Source organism: Streptomyces sp. NPDC034670, assembly GCF_055574875.1.
Map to the genome: position 1 here is coordinate 97712 of NZ_JBVITR010000011.1, position 15056 is coordinate 112767.

Below are 15056 nucleotides of genomic sequence, written 5' to 3' on the forward strand. Positions count from 1 at the left end.
GCTCCTTCGGGTTCTTGGTTTGGTGTTCTTTTTTCCCCCACCGGAGGAACCCCCCCCCCCCCCCCCCCCCCCCCCGGGCCCGGGATCGGCTCACCGGGGTGTCACAGGACACACTCCGCCTCGGCGTAGCGGTCCTCGGGCACCGTCTTCAGCGTCTCGACGGCCTCGGCCAGCGACACCATGACGATGTCGGTGCCGCGCAGCGCGGTCATCATCCCGAACTCGCCCCGGTGCGCGGCCTCCACGGCGTGCCAGCCGAACCGCGTGGCCAGCACCCGGTCGTAGGCGGTCGGCGTGCCGCCGCGCTGGACGTGCCCGAGGATCACCGGGCGGGCCTCCTTGCCGAGCCGCGCCTCCAGCTCCAGCGAGAGCTGCCGCGCGATCCCGGCGAACCGCTCGTGGCCGTAGACGTCCTTGCCGCCCTCGTCGAAGTCCATCGTCCCGGGCTTCGGCTTGGCGCCCTCGGCGGCCACCACGATCGCGAACCGCTTGCCGGCCGAGAACCGCTCGCCGACCTTCGCGGTCAGCTCCTCGATGTCGAAGGGACGTTCGGGAACGACGACGGCGTGGGCGCCGGCCGCCATGCCGGAGTGCAGCGCGATCCAGCCGGTGTGACGGCCCATGACCTCCACGATCAGCACGCGCTGGTGGGACTCGGCGGTGGTCTTCAGCCGGTCCAGGGCCTCGGTCGCCACACCGACGGCCGTGTCGAAGCCGAAGGTGACGTCCGTGACGGCGATGTCGTTGTCGATGGTCTTCGGCACACCCACTATCGGCAGGCCGCTCGCCGACAGCAGCCGGGCCGCCTTCAGCGTGCCCTCGCCGCCGATCGGGATGATCGCGTCGAGCCCGAGCTCCCGGACGTGTCCCCTGGCCCGCTCCACCCCGTCCCGCAGGTGCTCGGGACGGACCCGGGAGGAGCCGAGGATGGTGCCGCCGCGGGTGAGGATGCCGCCCACCGCGTCCAGGTCGAGCTTGAGGTAGTCGCACTCCAGCAGGCCCTTCCACCCGTCCCGGAAGCCGATGACCTCGTCGCCGTGGTCGGCGACGGCGCGGTGCACGACGGACCGGATGACGGCGTTCAGACCGGGGCAGTCGCCGCCGGACGTGAGGACACCAATGCGCATAGCCCGAAACAACCTTCTCGATGTGGGCCGGGACCGGACCGCGCTGTCCGGCTCGATCCCCGCCACCCTAGCCGCATCGGGGGGCGGGGCCACATCGAGCGTCCGCCTGCTGGACGACCCCGCTCACCTGTGCGGAGCAGTCGTCAGACGGGCCTCACGCGGGCTGCTGCGCCGCCGCGATGCGCTCGTCCCGCAACGCCTCGTACCAGCGGTCGTCGGTCGGCGGCAGGGCGTTGACGTCGAGCGCCAGCTTCAGCAGCAGGTCCGCGATCTGCGGGTTGCGGGCCAGCACCGGACCGTGCATGTAGGTGCCGAACACGGTGTCGTTGAACGCGCCCTCCGTGCCGTCCCCCGTGCCGTTGCCGTTGCCGAAGCGCACCTGGGCGAACGGGCGCGCCGTGGGGCCCAGGTGGGTGACGCCCTGGTGGTTCTCGAAGCCGGTCAGCGGGGGCAGCCCCAGCTGCGGGTTGATGTCCGCCAGCACGTCGCCCACGCACCGGGCGCCCTCGCCGCGCACCGAGACCACGTCGAGCAGGCCGAGGCCGGGCTCGCGCTGGCCGAGGTCGTTGATGAACTCGTGGCCGAGGATCTGGTACCCGGCGCACACCGAGAACACGATCGCGCCGTTCTCCACCGCCCGCTGCAGGCCCCCGTCCCGGCGCAGCCGCTCGGCGGCCAGCCGCTGCGGGCGGTCCTCGCCGCCGCCGATCAGGTAGATGTCGCCGGAGGTCGGGATCGGCTGGTCGCTGCGCACGTCGAGCCGGGCCACGTCCAGGCCGCGCTGCCGGGCCCGGCGTTCCACGACGAGCACGTTGCCCTGGTCGCCGTAGGTGCTGAGCAGGTCGGGGTAGAGCCAGACGACCCGCAGGCTGTTGTCGCTCATGAAGTCACTGTCCTTGTGAGTGCGTCGCCCGCGTCAGTTGCCGACGCGGCGGCGCAGGTCCTGGAAGGCGGTGTAGTTGGCGATGACCTCGATCCGGCCGGGCGGGCACAGCTGGACCGCCTGGTCGAGGTTCTCGCAGACCTGGAACTGCTGGTCGGCGACCTCCAGGCGGACCGCGAGGTCCAGCTTCCGGTCACCGATGACGCAGATCGGGTGGCCGGTCAGCCGGGTGTAGTCGACGTCCCACAGCCAGGAGGTGTCGGTGCCGTCGGCGGAGCGCGCGTTCACCGACAGGATCACCGGGGTCGGCGGCGGGTCGATCAGCGAGAAGGTCTCCAGCCAGCCCGCGGGGTTCTTGGCGAGCAGCAGCCGCAGGTCCCGGCCCTGGAACTGCACGACGTCGTAGCGGCCCGCCACGGCCTGCACCTGGTACATCCGCTCCAGGGCGACCTGCGGCGGCACCCCGAAGACGGCGGCGACGGCCGCGGAGCTCGCGGCGTTGGCCTTGTTGGCGCGGCCCGGCAGCTGGAGGTGGATCGGCCAGGCGGAGCCGTGCGGGTCGAGCACGTGGTCGCCGGACAGGGCCCAGCTCGGGGTCGGCCGGCGGAAGCCGCACTCGCCGCAGAACCAGTCGTCGCCGGGGCGCTGCATCACACCGCCGCAGGACGGGCAGGACCAGGCGTCGTCCTTCCACATCTGCCCGGCGGCCACCCAGATCACGTTGGGGGAGGAGGAGGCGGCCCACACCACCAGCGGGTCGTCGGCGTTGGCGACGACGACGGCCTTGGAGCCGGCCAGGCCCTCGCGCCAGTTCTCCGCGAGCATGCGGGTCTCGGCGGCGCGGTCGAGCTGGTCGCGGGAGAGGTTGAGCAGGGCGATGCACTTCGGGGCGGTGTCCCGGGCGACGCCGGCGAGGTACTTCTCGTCGACCTCGATGACGCCGAACTTCGCGTCCGAGCCGCCGGCGAGCGCCGAGGTGATGCCGGCCGGCATGTTGGCGCCGAGCGCGTTGGAGACGACCGGCCCCGCGGCCCGCAGGGCCTCGGCGATGAGCCGGGTGGTGGTGGTCTTGCCGTTGGTCGCCGAGACCAGCACGACGTCCAGGTTCTGGGCGAGCCGGGCGAGGAGGTCGGGGTCGAGTTTCAGCGCCACCCGGCCGCCGATCACCGAACCGCTGCCGCGCCCTGCGGCGCGGGATGCCGCCGCGACCGCTTTGCCCGCGGTCACGGCCAGCTTGGCCCGCGGCGTGAGCGGGTCCGAGTTGCCTGCCATCAGTTCTCGATCCTCCTTGCGTACGCGCCGCGCCTGTGCCTGACGGCCACGTGGTGTGAACGTCAGCCTATCGAGATCCATTCGCACTCCAGAACCGCGGCACCCTCGTGAGACGGTCGTTGCAGGAAGGACCGTACTCTGACCGCCATGCGACACGGCTCCATCCCCGGCGTCCACGGACGCGTGCGGCCCCTCACCCTGCTCGGCGACCCGGTGCTGCGCGCGCCCTGCCGGGAGGTCACCGACTTCGGTCCCGGACTGGAACGGCTGGTGGAGGACCTGTTCGCGACGATGTACGCGGCCGGGGGCGTGGGCCTGGCCGCCAACCAGATCGGCGAGCCGCTGCGGGTGTTCGTGTACGACTGCCCGGACGACGAGGACGTCCGGCACCTCGGCCACGTGGTGAACCCGAGGCTGGTCGAGACGGACGGCGTGGTGGTGCGGGGCCCCGAGGGCTGCCTGTCCCTGCCGGGGCTGGAGGCCGGGACGGAGCGTCACGACCACGCGGTCGTCGAGGGCTTCACGGTGACCGGCGAACCGGTCACCGTCCACGGCACGGGTTTCTTCGCCCGGTGCCTGCAGCACGAGTGCGACCACCTCCAGGGCCGCCTCTACGCCGACCGGCTGACGGGCCGGCGGCACCGCAGGCTCATGCGCCAGGTGAGGCGGGCCCCCTGGAACCGGGAGGGCCGGGAGGGCTGAGGGGGCGCCGCGGGAGCACCGGTGGACGCCGGGCCGGGGGCGGGGAGCGGTCAGAACCCCGGGCCGCCCACCTTGTCGCCCGCCGCGGCCAGCCGCCCCCACAGCAGGTCGGCCAGACCGCGCACCAGGTCGGCGCGGGAGCAGGGGCGTTCGCCGAGCCACCAGTCGCCGGCCGCGTGCATCATGCCGACGATGCCGTGCCCCCACACCCGGGCCAGCTGCTGGCTGCCCGGCCCGAGGTCCAGCCGCTCCTCTATGACCTGCGCCAGCTCCTCGCCCATCCGCCGCAGCAGCGGCGCCGAGTGCTTGCCGACGTCGAAGCCCTGGTCGCTCTGCGACCCCTCCGCCGGGTGCATCAGGAAGCGGTACACCTGGGGGCGCGCCTCGATCGCCGAGAGGTAGGTGTCCAGGGTCGCCTCGACCCGCTCGCGCCGTTCGGCGGGGGCGTCCAGCGCGGCCCGCAGCGAGTCCAGCAACGCGTCGGTGTGCCGCTTGGCCAGGGCGGCGTAGAGTCCTCCCTTGTCGCCGAAGTGCCGGTAGAGGATCGGCTTGGTGATGCCGGCCTCGGCGGCGATCGCGTTCATCGAGGCCCCCGGGCCGTCGCGCAGCACCACCCGGTCGGCGGCCTCCAGCAGCTCGCGCCGGCGTCGGTCGGCGGACCGCTGCTGATCGGTCCGCTGCGTGGTCTCCATGATCTCTCCCCACCCGTGCTGTTCCGGTGACGCCAGCGCAAACTAACACTGGCCGCGCCCGGTGCCTCGAACGGGATGCCGACCCGCCCCGGGGAGTTGACTTTTCCTACCAGCGGGTAACAGACTCGGGTTACCGCAAGTAACACGCACGTGCACCGCCCGCTGGAGGGGACATGGCCGAGTTCACCATGGAGCTCAACGACGAACAGAAGGAGGTGCGGGACTGGCTGCACGGCTTCGCCGCCGACGTGATCCGCCCCGCGGCCGCCGAATGGGACGAGCGTGAGGAGACTCCCTGGCCGGTCATCCAGGAGGCGGCCAAGGTCGGCATCTACTCACTGGACTTCTACGCCCAGCAGTACTTCGACGCGACCGGCCTGGGCATCCCCATGGCGATGGAGGAGCTGTTCTGGGGCGACGCGGGCATCGCCCTGTCGATCGTCGGCACCGGCCTCGCCGCGGTGGGCGTCCTCGCCAACGGCACCGAGGAACAGATCGGCACCTGGATCCCGCAGATGTACGGCGACGCGAACGACGTCAAGGTCGCCGCGTTCTGCTCCTCCGAGCCCGACGCCGGCTCCGACGTGGCCTCCCTGCGCACCCGCGCGGTGTACGACGAGGCCAGGGACGAGTGGGTGATCAACGGCACCAAGACCTGGGCGACCAACGGCGGCATCGCCAACGTCCACGTCGTGGTCGCGGTCGTCGACCCGGAGCTCGGCTCCAAGGGCCACGCCTCCTTCATCGTCCCGCCGAACACCCCCGGCCTGTCCCAGGGCCAGAAGTTCAAGAAGCACGGCATCCGCGCCTCGCACACCGCCGAGGTCGTCCTCGACAACGTGCGCGTCCCCGGCTCCTGCCTGCTCGGCGGCAAGGAGAAGCTGGACGAGCGCCTCGCCCGCGCCCGGGAGAAGGCGAGGAAGGGCGGCGAGAGGGTGAAGAACGCCGCCATGGCCACCTTCGAGGCGTCCCGCCCGGCGGTCGGCGCCATGGCGGTCGGCACCGCCCGCGCCGCCTACGAGGTCGCCCTGGAGTACGCCCAGACGCGTGAGCAGTTCGGCCGCCCGATCATCGACAACCAGGGCGTCGCCTTCCAGCTCGCCGACATGCGCACCCGGATCGACGCCGCCCGCCTGCTGGTGTGGCGCGCCTCCTGGATGGCGGTCAACGGCAAGCCGTTCACGGCCGCCGAGGGCTCGATGTCCAAGCTGTTCGCCAGTGAGACGGCCAAGAAGGTCACCGCCCAGGCGATCCAGATCCTGGGCGGCAACGGCTACACCCGCGAGTACCCGGTGGAGCGGATGCACCGCGACGCCGCGATCTACACCATCTTCGAGGGCACCAGCGAGATCCAGCGCCTGGTGATCGCCCGCACCCTGTCGGGCATGCCCATCCGCTGAACCGGCCACCGGGGCGCCCGTGCCCCGCGCCCGGGGACGGACGCGGGGCACGGACGCGACGCGGGACGCGCGAGGACGCGCACGGCCCCGGACCGCCGCCGCGGCCGGCCCGAGCGCCCCGGCCCTCCCTACGGCGCGCCGCCGCTGCTGTGCGCGATGCACGCCACGTCGATCCGGTCGGCCAGCTTGGCCAGCTCGATGGTGAGCGCGGCGACCGTGTCCTCGTCGAGCCCGTCCGCCCCGGCCTCCACGAGACGCACCCACCGCCCGCCCACCGTGCGCAGCAATTTGCTGACGTCGGCCGCGGCCACCTGCAGGGTCCCGCGGTCGTCGACGATCAGGGGCAGAGTCACTTCGCGGTTCACAGTCGGGATCGTAACCGCGGAAGCATCACGCACCCTGCCAAACCGTGGTGATGTTGCAGAACTCGCGGATTCCGTGCCCGGACAGCTCACGCCCGTACCCGGACCGCTTGACCCCGCCGAACGGGAACGCGGGATGCGACGCCGTCATGCCGTTCACGTACACGCTGCCCGCCTCCAGGTCCCTCACGAACCGGTCGGTCTCGGCCTCGTCACGCGTCCAGACGTTGGAACTCAGGCCGAAGTCGGTGTCGTTGGCGATCAGGACCGCCTCGTCCAGGTCGGCCGCCCGGTACAGCGTGGCGACCGGGCCGAAGGCCTCCTCCCGGTGGATGCGCATCTCCCGGGTGACCCCGGCCAGCACGGTCGGCGGGTAGAACCAGCCGGGCCCGTCGGGCCGCTCGCCGCCGCACAGCACGGTGGCGCCCGCGCGCACGGCGTCCTCGACCAGTTCCTCCAGGTCGGCCCGGCCCCGCTCGCTGGAGAGCGGACCGACGTCCGTCTCCTCGTCCATCGGGTCGCCGACCCTCAGCGCCCGCATGCCCGCGGTGAAGCGCTCGGCGAAGGCGTCGTAGACGTCCGTGTGCACGATGAACCGCTTGGCGGCGATGCAGGACTGCCCGGTGTTCTGCACCCGCGCGGTCACGGCGACCTCGGCGGCCCGGTCCAGGTCGGCGGACGGCATCACCACGAACGGGTCGCTGCCGCCCAGCTCCAGCACCGTCTTCTTGACCATCTCCCCGGCGGTCGAGGCGACCGCGCGCCCCGCGGGCTCGCTGCCGGTGAGGGTGGCCGCCCTCACCCGCTCGTCCCGCAGGACGTCGTCGACCGCGGCGGAGCCGATGAGCAGGGTCTGGAAACAGCCCTCGGGGAAGCCCGCCCGGTGGAACAGGTCCTCCAGGTACAGGGCGGTCCGCGGCACGTTCGAGGCGTGCTTGAGCAGGCCCACGTTGCCCGCCATCAGCGCGGGCGCCGCGAACCGGACCACCTGCCACAGCGGGAAGTTCCACGGCATCACGGCGAGCACCGGGCCGAGCGGCCGGTAGCGCACCAGCACCCGGGAGGCACCGGAGTCCTTCACGTCGGAGGCGTCGGGCTCCTCGTCGGCGAGGAGTTCCGCCGCGTGGTCGGCGTACCAGCGCATCGCCTTCGCGCACTTCGCGGCCTCCGCGCGGGCCTGCTTCACCGGCTTGCCCATCTCCGTGGTGATCACCCGGCCGATGGTCCGCTGGTCCTCCTCGAGGAGGTCGGCGGCCCGGCGCAGCAGACGGGCGCGCTCGTCGAAGCCCGTCGTCCGGTACGTGCGGAACGTGGCCTCCGCGAGCTGGATCCGGCGCTCGATCTCCTCCTCGCCCATGGCCTCGTACGTCTCGAGCGTCTCGCCGTTCGCCGGATTCACCGTTGCGATGGGCATCGCTGACCTCCCTGGGGACGGGCTGTGCCTTCGACCCTCCCGCGCGGCGGCGGGGGGCGCAACGCGGGGGGTCTCCTCAGGCCGAGTGCTCCGCCAGGCGGTCGAGAAACGCCGTCTGCGCGGAGACGATCACCTCCCGGGCCCGGTCCAGGGCGAACCACTGCACCCGGTCGAGCTCCGGGAACTCCCGCACGCGCCCCGACCTCGGCGGCCACTCCATCGTGAAGGTGCCGGGGACGACCGCCGCCGGGTCCAGGTCGGCCTCGACCGCCCAGGCCGTGACGGTCTTGCCGCCCGCCTGCCGGACCTCCCCGAGCGGGACCGCCTCCCCGTCGGGCGGCTCCAGCCCCAGTTCCTCCCGGAACTCCCGGCGCGCCGCCTCCCGGGCCGGTTCGGCGGGGTCGTACTCCCCCTTGGGCACGGTCCACGCCCCCGCGTCCCGCCGCGCGAAGAACGGGCCGCCCATGTGGCCGAGCAGCACCTCCAGGCCCCGGTCGGTGCGCCGGAACAGCAGCAGGCCGGCGCTCCGGGTGCTCCTCACGGCCGCACCCCCGGGTGCGCGGCGAGCAGCGCCTGGACCGTGTCGGCCTCCTCGGGGCGCTTGTCCTCGCGGTAGCGGACCACGCGGGCGAAGCGGAGGGTGACGCCGGCCGGGTAGCGGCTGGAGCGCTGGAGGCCGTCGTAGGCGATCTCGACGACGAGTTCCGGGCGCACGGTGACGACGTACCCGCTCTCGTCGACGGCCAGTTCCCGCAGCCGCTCGGTCTGCCAGGCCAGCATCGCGTCGGTCAGGCCCTTGAAGGTCTTGCCGAGCATCGCGAAGCCGCCGTCGGCGGTGCGGGCGCCCAGGTGCAGGTTGGAGAGCTTCCCGGTGCGCCGGCCGTGGCCCCACTCGGCGGCGAGCACCACCAGGTCGAGCGTGTGCACGGGTTTGACCTTCAGCCAGGACGCGCCGCGCCGGCCCGCACTGTAGGGGGCGTCGAGCCCCTTGGCCACGACGCCCTCGTGACCGCGCTCCAGGGTCTCGGCGAGGAACTCCTGCGCGAGGCCCGTCTCCCGCGGCCCGGACACCACCGCGCGCCGCACCCGCAGGGACTCGGGGACGAGCCGGGCCAGCTCCGCGTGCCGCTCGGCGAACGGCAGGTCCAGCAGGTCGCGGCCGTCGACGGACAGCGCGTCGAAGAAGACGGGCGAGACGGGGACCTCGCGGGCGGCCGTCGCCACGTCCACCCGGGAGCCGACCCGGCCGGCGGTCTCCTGGAACGAGCGGGGGCGCCCGTCCTCGCCGAAGGAGACGACCTCCCCGTCGAGGATGAAGCGCTCGCCCCGCAGCTCCCGCGCCGCCGCGGTCACTTCCGGCAAGCGGTCGGTGATGTCGTCGAGGGTCCGGGTGTGCACGCGGACGGTGTCGCCGTCCCGGTGGACCTGGACCCGGATGCCGTCCAGCTTCTCCTCGACCGCGCAGGCGCCGAGCTTCTCGACCGCCTCGGCGACCGAGGAGGCGCTGTGGGCCAGCATCGGCAGCACCGGACGGCCGACGGTGAGCCGGAACCGCTCCAGCGCGGCGGGGCCGTCCGCCAGCAACGCCCCGGCCACCGGCTGCAGGGAGCCCGCGAGCATCACCGCGCGCCGCACGTCCGCCGCCGGCACCCCCGTCGCCCGCGCCAGTCCCTCCGCCGCGACCGCGTCCAGGGCGCCCTGCCGGACCTCCCCGGTGAGCAGCCCGGTCAGGAACCGCTGTTCGTCCTCGGTGGCCGCGCCCAGCAGCTCCCCGACCAGCCGGGCCCGCTCGGCCCGCGAGCCGGGGCCGGCCACCCCGCCCAGCCGGCCGAGCAGGGCGTCGACCTCGCGGACGGTCAGGGACGGCTCGGCGGCGGGGGCGACCGGGCGGCCCAGCACCTTCCAGCCGACGCCGAGCCGGCCCTGCGGCAGCCGCCCCGCCAGGTAGGGGATGACGATCGGCACGTCGTCCGCGTCGGCGTCCCGGAACAGCTCGGCGAGCAGGGCGATCTTCCGGGACCGCGCGGAGGCGGCGGCGACTTCCCGGGACACACGGGCCAGACGGGACAGCAGCATGGGATCAGAGTGCTACGGAGACGGGCGCTTCACACCCGGCCGCCCGGGATCACCCGGCCACCGCCGCGTCCAGGTCGGTCATGAGCAGGTCCCCGACGATCGCGGCCGCCGCGCGGTAGCCGCCGCTGGCCGCGTGGACGACCTGCTCGGCGAAGCCGATCGCGTTGCCCGCCGCCCAGACGCCGGGCACCGTGGTCAGGCCCGTTCCGTCGACGACCGGGTACGTGCCGAGCGGGGTCTGGTCCATCTCGGCGCCCAGCCGCTCCAGCAGACCCGTCCGCGGCACCGGGCGCGGCCCGACGTAGAGCACGGAACGGGCGTGGACGGAACCGTCGGCCAGGCGGACCCCGGTGAGCCGGTCGTCCTCGACCAGCAGTTCCGCGACCTCGCCGGGCACCACGTCGACCCCGGCGGCGGCCAGCCGCCGCAGGTCCAGGTCGGACAGCTCCTCCTCGGCGACCGTGTGCAGGAAGAGGACCACGTCCTTGGACCACTGCGACACCATCAGCGCCTGGTGCACGCTCGCCGCGCCGGCCGCGAGGACGCCGAAGGGCTCGTCGCGCACCTCCCAGCCGTGGCAGAACGGGCAGTGCAGCACGTCCCGCCCGAACCGCTCGGCGACCCCGGGCACCGCGGGCAGCTCGTCCTCGAGCCCGGTGGCGACGACCAGCCGGCGGGCCCGCACGGTCCGTCCCGCGCCGAGGGCGACGGCGAAGTCCCCGTCCCGGGTCACGTCCGTGACCCGGTCCCGGACGAGTTCGACGCCGTAGCGCGCGATCTCCTCCCGGCCGGCCGCCAGGAACTCGGCGGGCGCCATCCCGTCCCGGGTCAGGTAGCCCTGCATGTGGGACGAGGGCGCGTTGCGCGGCTCACCCGCGTCGACGACCAGCGTGCGCCGCCGGGCCCGCCCGAGCACCAGCGCGGCGGACAGCCCGGCGGCGCCGCCCCCGACGACCACCACGTCGTAGGCCCCGCCCCCGTGTCCGCCGGCGTCCCCGGTGCTCCGGTCGCTCCGGGTGTCCCGGACGTCCTGGTCGTGCTCGGTGCGCTCGGTGCGTTCGATGTGCTCGGTCATGGTGACCACCTCCACGTCGACGGTCCCCCGAGCGCTGCCGCATTGACAAACACCTTTGCCGATCCTGCAATAAACGCATGACCACGGACGACGTTCTGGCAGGTGTGGGCCCCCGGCTGCGGCGGATCAGGAAGGAGCGGGAGGTGACCCTCGCCGCGCTGTCCGAGGCGACCGGCATCTCCGTCAGCACCCTCTCGCGGCTGGAGTCCGGACTGCGCAGACCCAGCCTGGAGCTGCTGCTGCCGATCGCGCAGGCCCACCAGGTGCCGCTGGACGAGCTGGTCGGCGCGCCGCCGGTCGGCGATCCGCGCGTGCGCTCCCGGCCGATCGAGCGCCACGGCCGCACCCACTGGCCGCTCACCCGCCAGCCCGGCGGGCTCCAGGCCTACAAGGTGCTCGAACCGCGGCGCAGGCTCGAGCCGGAGCCCCGCACCCACGAGGGCTACGAGTGGCTGTACGTGCTGTCCGGCAGGCTCCGGCTGGTGCTGGGCGAGCACGACGTGGTGCTGGCGGCGGGCGAGGCGGCCGAGTTCGACACGCGCGTTCCGCACTGGTTCGGATCGACGGGGGAGGGGCCGGTGGAGTTCCTCAGCCTGTTCGGCCCGCAGGGGGAGCGGATGCACGTCAGGGCGCGGCCCCGGCAGGCGTGAGGCGCCGGACGGTTCCCTCAGGGCAAGCGACCGCTTAGTATGCGGGGGACCCGGTCCGGGTGACCCCGATGTCCACCAGCCCCGTGGAGGCCCCGCATGCAGGCATGGCAAGTGCACGAGACCGGCGAGCCGGGCGAGGCGATGCGCCTCGCGGAGGTGGCGCGGCCGACGCCCGGCGACGGCCAGGTCCTGCTGAAGGTGCGCGCCGCCAACGTCAACTTCCCCGACGCGCTGATGTGCCGGGGCCAGTACCAGGTCAGGCCGCCTCTGCCGTTCACCCCGGGCCTGGAGGTCTGCGGCGAGACCGAGGACGGGCGCCGGGTGCTCGCCACCCCCGCGCTGCCGCACGGGGGTTTCGCCGAGTACGCCGTCGCGGACGCCGCCGCGCTGCTGCCCGCCCCGGACGCGCTGGACGACGCCGAGGCCGCCGCCCTGCACATCGGCTACCAGACCGGCTGGTTCGGCCTGCACCGCCGGGCCGGTCTGGAGGCCGGCGAGACCCTGCTGGTCCACGCCGCCGCGGGAGGGGTCGGCAGCGCGGCCGTGCAGCTGGGGAAGGCCGCCGGCGCCACCGTCATCGGTGTCGTGGGCGGTCCGGCGAAGGCGGCCGTCGCCCGGGAGCTGGGCTGCGACGTGGTGGTCGACCGGCACGAGCAGGACGTCGTCGCCGCGGTGAAGGAGGTCACCGGCGGCCGGGGCGCCGACGTGGTCTACGACCCGGTGGGGGGCCAGGCCTACGTCCAGTCCACCAAGGTCGTCGCCTTCGAGGGCCGGATCGTGGTCGTCGGCTTCGCCGGCGGCACGATCCCCAGCCCGGCGCTCAACCACGCCCTGGTGAAGAACTACTCGATCCTCGGCCTGCACTGGGGGCTGTACCACACCATGAACCCGAAGCTGGTCCGGCACTGCCACGAGCGGCTCACCGAGCTGGCCGCCCGGGGCGCGATCCGGCCGCTGGTGAGCGAGCGCGTCCCGCTCGCCGGCGCCGCGACCGCCGTGCAGCGGGTCGCCGACGGGGTCACCACCGGGCGCGTCACCGTGCTGCCCGCCCTCCGGAACGGAGCCGCCGCATGACCGACGCCGCCGAACTGCGCCGCCTCACCCGGGAGTTCCTGGCCGCGCACCCGCCCGCCGACACCGGGCGCGCGGACTTCCTGCGCGCCCGCTTCGACGCCGGGCTCGCCTGGGTGCACTTCCCCGAAGGGCTCGGCGGACTCGGCGTCCCACGCTCCCTGCAGGCCGTCGTGGACGCCGAGCTGGAGGCCGCGGGGGCGCCCGACAACGACCCCCGGCGCATCGGCATCGGCCTGGGCATGGCCGCCCCGACGATCCTGCAGTACGGCACCGAGGAGCAGAAGCGGCGCTTCCTGAAACCGCTGTGGACCGGCGAGGAGGTCTGGTGCCAGCTGTTCAGCGAGCCGGGCGCCGGATCCGACCTGGCCGCGCTCGGCACCCGCGCCGTCCGGGAGGGCGAGCACTGGGTGGTCAACGGGCAGAAGGTGTGGACGTCCAGCGCCCACCTCGCCCGCTGGGCGATCCTCATCGCCCGCACCGACCCGGACGTGCCCAAGCACCGGGGCATCACGTACTTCCTGTGCGACATGACCGACCCCGGCGTCGAGGTGCGGCCGCTGCGCCAGATCACCGGCGAGGCCGAGTTCAACGAGGTGTTCCTCACCGACGTCCGCGTCCCCGACTCCCACCGCCTGGGCGAGGTCGGCGACGGCTGGCGGGTCGCGCAGACCACGCTGAACAACGAGCGCGTCGCCATCGGCGGCATGCGGCTGCCCCGCGAGGGCGGCATGATCGGCCCGGTCGCGAGGACCTGGCGCGAACGCCCCGAACTGCGCACCCACGACCTGCACCAGCGGCTGCTGCGGCTGTGGGTGGAGGCCGAGGTCGCCCGCCTCACCGGCGAGCGCCTGCGCCAGCAGCTCGTCGCCGGCCAGCCCGGCCCCGAGGGCGCCGGCATGAAGCTGGCCTTCGCCCGCCTCAACCAGGAGATCAGCGGACTGGAGGTGGAACTCCGCGGCGAGGAGGGCCTGCTGTACGACGACTGGACCATGCGCCGCCCGGAGCTGGTCGACTTCACCGGCCGCGACGCCGGCTACCGCTACCTCCGTTCCAAGGGCAACAGCATCGAGGGCGGGACCAGTGAGGTCCTGCTGAACATCGTCGCCGAGCGCGTCCTGGGCCTGCCGGCCGAGCCGCGCACCGACAAGGACGTCGCGTGGAAGGACCTCGCCCGATGAGCACCTCGCCCGACCTGCTGTACTCGGAGGAGGAAGAGGCGCTGCGCGCCGCCGTCCGGGACCTGCTCACCGACCACTGCGACGCGGCGGGAGTGATCGCCCGCGCCGAGTCGGACGTCCCGCACGACCTGTCGCTGTGGAAGGTGCTCGCCGAGGACATGGGCCTGGCGGGCCTGCTGGTCCCGGAGGACCGGGGCGGCCAGGGCGCCACCCACCGCGAAGCCGCCGTCGTCCTGGAGGAGCTGGGGCGCGCCGTCGCTCCCGTGCCGTACCTGGCCAGCGCGGTCGTGGCCACCGAGGCCCTGCTCGCCTGCGCGGACGGCGACGAGCTGCTCGCCGGGCTGGCGTCCGGGCGCGAGGTCGGCGCCCTCGCCGTCGGGCTGCACACCGCGCCCGGCGCCGCGTTCGCCGCCGTGCGGCGCGGCGGCGGCGCGCTGCGCGGCGAGGTGACCGGTGTCGCGGACGCCGCCGTCGCCGACGTGCTGCTGGTGCCGGCGGACGACGGAGGCCTGTACGCGGTGGAGGCCGACGCGGTCACCGTCACCCCGCAGACCTCCCTGGACCTCACCAGGCCGCTCGCGAAGGTCACCCTCGACGGCGCCCCCGGGCGCCGGCTGGGCGACGCGGAGCCCGCCGTGCGCCGTGCCCTGCGGGCCGGCGCCGGGCTGCTCGCCTCGGAGCAACTCGGCCTCGCCGACTGGTCGCTGACGCAGACCGTCCGCCACCTGAAGGACCGCAAGCAGTTCAACCGCCCCGTCGGCGGGTTCCAGGCGCTCAAGCACCGGCTCGCCCAGCTGTGGCTGGAGGTCGCCGGCCTGCGCGCCGCCGCCCGGGGCGCCGCCGACGCCCTCGCGACCGGTGCCGGGGACACCGACGTGGCGGTCGCCGTCGCGCAGGCCTGCGCGGCCCCCGTCGCGGTCCGGGCCGCCGAGGAGGCGCTGCAACTGCACGGCGGCATCGGCATGACCTGGGAGCACCCGGTGCACCTCTACCTGAAGCGGGCCAAGGCCGACTCGATCGCCTACGGCACGGCGGGCGCCCACCGCGAGGCACTGGCCGAACTGGTCGACCTGCGAGCACCCTGACCCCACCCGGCCGGACGGCGACGGAAGCCCGCCCCCGCGAGGGGCGGGCTTCCGCGCGCCGCGCCG

General features: G+C 74.0%; 15 protein-coding genes. 6 read left to right on the top strand and 9 right to left on the bottom strand.

Annotation, left to right across the window (positions count from 1 at the left end):
• Positions 1–101: 101 nt before the first annotated feature.
• From ACZ56B_RS11195 to ACZ56B_RS11205, 3 genes are all read right to left on the bottom strand, one after another.
• The gene (locus tag ACZ56B_RS11195) at positions 102–1127 is read right to left on the bottom strand and encodes a 6-phosphofructokinase (protein ID WP_468788585.1); all 1026 of its coding nucleotides are present in this window, start codon (positions 1125–1127) and stop codon (positions 102–104) included.
• A gap of 154 nt (positions 1128–1281) precedes the next feature.
• Positions 1282–2010: a type 1 glutamine amidotransferase gene (locus ACZ56B_RS11200; RefSeq protein ID WP_468788587.1), complete on the bottom strand. Its 729-nt coding sequence runs from the start codon at positions 2008–2010 to the stop codon at positions 1282–1284.
• Positions 2011–2043: 33 nt separating this feature from the next.
• Complete coding sequence (locus ACZ56B_RS11205; RefSeq protein ID WP_468788589.1) at positions 2044–3282, bottom strand: DUF1727 domain-containing protein; 1239 nt, start codon at positions 3280–3282, stop codon at positions 2044–2046.
• A gap of 147 nt (positions 3283–3429) precedes the next feature.
• Between ACZ56B_RS11205 and def the strand changes: the two genes are divergently transcribed.
• Positions 3430–3984, top strand: a complete 555-nt coding sequence (def, locus tag ACZ56B_RS11210; protein ID WP_468788591.1) for a peptide deformylase — start codon at positions 3430–3432, stop codon at positions 3982–3984.
• 50 nt (positions 3985–4034) lie between these two features.
• Here the strand turns inward: def and ACZ56B_RS11215 are convergent, their stop codons facing one another.
• A complete protein-coding gene (locus ACZ56B_RS11215) occupies positions 4035–4676 on the bottom strand; it encodes a TetR/AcrR family transcriptional regulator (protein ID WP_468788593.1) in 642 nt (213 codons plus the stop codon).
• Positions 4677–4849: 173 nt separating this feature from the next.
• On the opposite strand from ACZ56B_RS11215, the gene ACZ56B_RS11220 reads away from it, so the two are divergent.
• On the top strand, positions 4850–6076 hold the full coding sequence (locus ACZ56B_RS11220) for an acyl-CoA dehydrogenase family protein (protein ID WP_468788595.1): 1227 nt from the start codon (positions 4850–4852) through the stop codon (positions 6074–6076).
• A 128-nt stretch (positions 6077–6204) separates the two neighbouring features.
• Here the strand turns inward: ACZ56B_RS11220 and ACZ56B_RS11225 are convergent, their stop codons facing one another.
• From ACZ56B_RS11225 to ACZ56B_RS11245, 5 genes are all read right to left on the bottom strand, one after another.
• The gene (locus ACZ56B_RS11225) at positions 6205–6441 is read right to left on the bottom strand and encodes a DUF6213 family protein (protein WP_468788597.1); all 237 of its coding nucleotides are present in this window, start codon (positions 6439–6441) and stop codon (positions 6205–6207) included.
• 25 nt (positions 6442–6466) lie between these two features.
• Positions 6467–7852 (bottom strand): NADP-dependent succinic semialdehyde dehydrogenase, encoded by a 1386-nt coding sequence (locus tag ACZ56B_RS11230; RefSeq protein WP_468788599.1) that lies wholly within the window; start codon positions 7850–7852, stop codon positions 6467–6469.
• A gap of 76 nt (positions 7853–7928) precedes the next feature.
• On the bottom strand, positions 7929–8393 hold the full coding sequence (locus tag ACZ56B_RS11235; protein WP_468788601.1) for an NUDIX hydrolase: 465 nt from the start codon (positions 8391–8393) through the stop codon (positions 7929–7931).
• Positions 8390–9928, bottom strand: coding sequence for an ATP-dependent DNA ligase (locus ACZ56B_RS11240; protein ID WP_468788603.1), 1539 nt, complete (start codon positions 9926–9928; stop codon positions 8390–8392). The genes ACZ56B_RS11235 and ACZ56B_RS11240 overlap by 4 nt, the downstream gene beginning before the upstream one ends.
• Before the next feature lie 49 nt (positions 9929–9977).
• Entirely contained in the window at positions 9978–11018 is a 1041-nt protein-coding gene (locus ACZ56B_RS11245; RefSeq protein WP_468788605.1) for an NAD(P)/FAD-dependent oxidoreductase, read from the bottom strand.
• A gap of 62 nt (positions 11019–11080) precedes the next feature.
• Between ACZ56B_RS11245 and ACZ56B_RS11250 the strand changes: the two genes are divergently transcribed.
• The 4 genes from ACZ56B_RS11250 (at position 11081) to ACZ56B_RS11265 (ending at position 14990) form a co-directional block, all read left to right on the top strand.
• Complete coding sequence (locus ACZ56B_RS11250; protein ID WP_468788607.1) at positions 11081–11653, top strand: helix-turn-helix domain-containing protein; 573 nt, start codon at positions 11081–11083, stop codon at positions 11651–11653.
• 96 nt (positions 11654–11749) lie between these two features.
• Positions 11750–12727, top strand: coding sequence for an NADPH:quinone oxidoreductase family protein (locus ACZ56B_RS11255; RefSeq protein WP_468788609.1), 978 nt, complete (start codon positions 11750–11752; stop codon positions 12725–12727).
• On the top strand, positions 12724–13905 hold the full coding sequence (locus ACZ56B_RS11260; RefSeq protein ID WP_468788611.1) for an acyl-CoA dehydrogenase family protein: 1182 nt from the start codon (positions 12724–12726) through the stop codon (positions 13903–13905). The genes ACZ56B_RS11255 and ACZ56B_RS11260 overlap by 4 nt, the downstream gene beginning before the upstream one ends.
• The gene (locus tag ACZ56B_RS11265) at positions 13902–14990 is read left to right on the top strand and encodes an acyl-CoA dehydrogenase family protein (protein ID WP_468788613.1); all 1089 of its coding nucleotides are present in this window, start codon (positions 13902–13904) and stop codon (positions 14988–14990) included. The genes ACZ56B_RS11260 and ACZ56B_RS11265 overlap by 4 nt, the downstream gene beginning before the upstream one ends.
• Positions 14991–15056: the final 66 nt, after the last annotated feature.

Coding starts and splice junctions, on each gene's coding strand:
- def (WP_468788591.1), top strand. CDS start 3,430: ATGCGACACGGCTCCATCCCCGGCGTCCACGGACGCGTGCGGCCCCTC.
- ACZ56B_RS11205 (WP_468788589.1), bottom strand. CDS start 3,282: ATGGCAGGCAACTCGGACCCGCTCACGCCGCGGGCCAAGCTGGCCGTG.
- ACZ56B_RS11230 (WP_468788599.1), bottom strand. CDS start 7,852: ATGCCCATCGCAACGGTGAATCCGGCGAACGGCGAGACGCTCGAGACG.
- ACZ56B_RS11260 (WP_468788611.1), top strand. CDS start 12,724: ATGACCGACGCCGCCGAACTGCGCCGCCTCACCCGGGAGTTCCTGGCC.
- ACZ56B_RS11215 (WP_468788593.1), bottom strand. CDS start 4,676: ATGGAGACCACGCAGCGGACCGATCAGCAGCGGTCCGCCGACCGACGC.
- ACZ56B_RS11255 (WP_468788609.1), top strand. CDS start 11,750: ATGCAGGCATGGCAAGTGCACGAGACCGGCGAGCCGGGCGAGGCGATG.
- ACZ56B_RS11250 (WP_468788607.1), top strand. CDS start 11,081: ATGACCACGGACGACGTTCTGGCAGGTGTGGGCCCCCGGCTGCGGCGG.
- ACZ56B_RS11195 (WP_468788585.1), bottom strand. CDS start 1,127: ATGCGCATTGGTGTCCTCACGTCCGGCGGCGACTGCCCCGGTCTGAAC.
- ACZ56B_RS11240 (WP_468788603.1), bottom strand. CDS start 9,928: ATGCTGCTGTCCCGTCTGGCCCGTGTGTCCCGGGAAGTCGCCGCCGCC.
- ACZ56B_RS11265 (WP_468788613.1), top strand. CDS start 13,902: ATGAGCACCTCGCCCGACCTGCTGTACTCGGAGGAGGAAGAGGCGCTG.
- ACZ56B_RS11220 (WP_468788595.1), top strand. CDS start 4,850: ATGGCCGAGTTCACCATGGAGCTCAACGACGAACAGAAGGAGGTGCGG.
- ACZ56B_RS11200 (WP_468788587.1), bottom strand. CDS start 2,010: ATGAGCGACAACAGCCTGCGGGTCGTCTGGCTCTACCCCGACCTGCTC.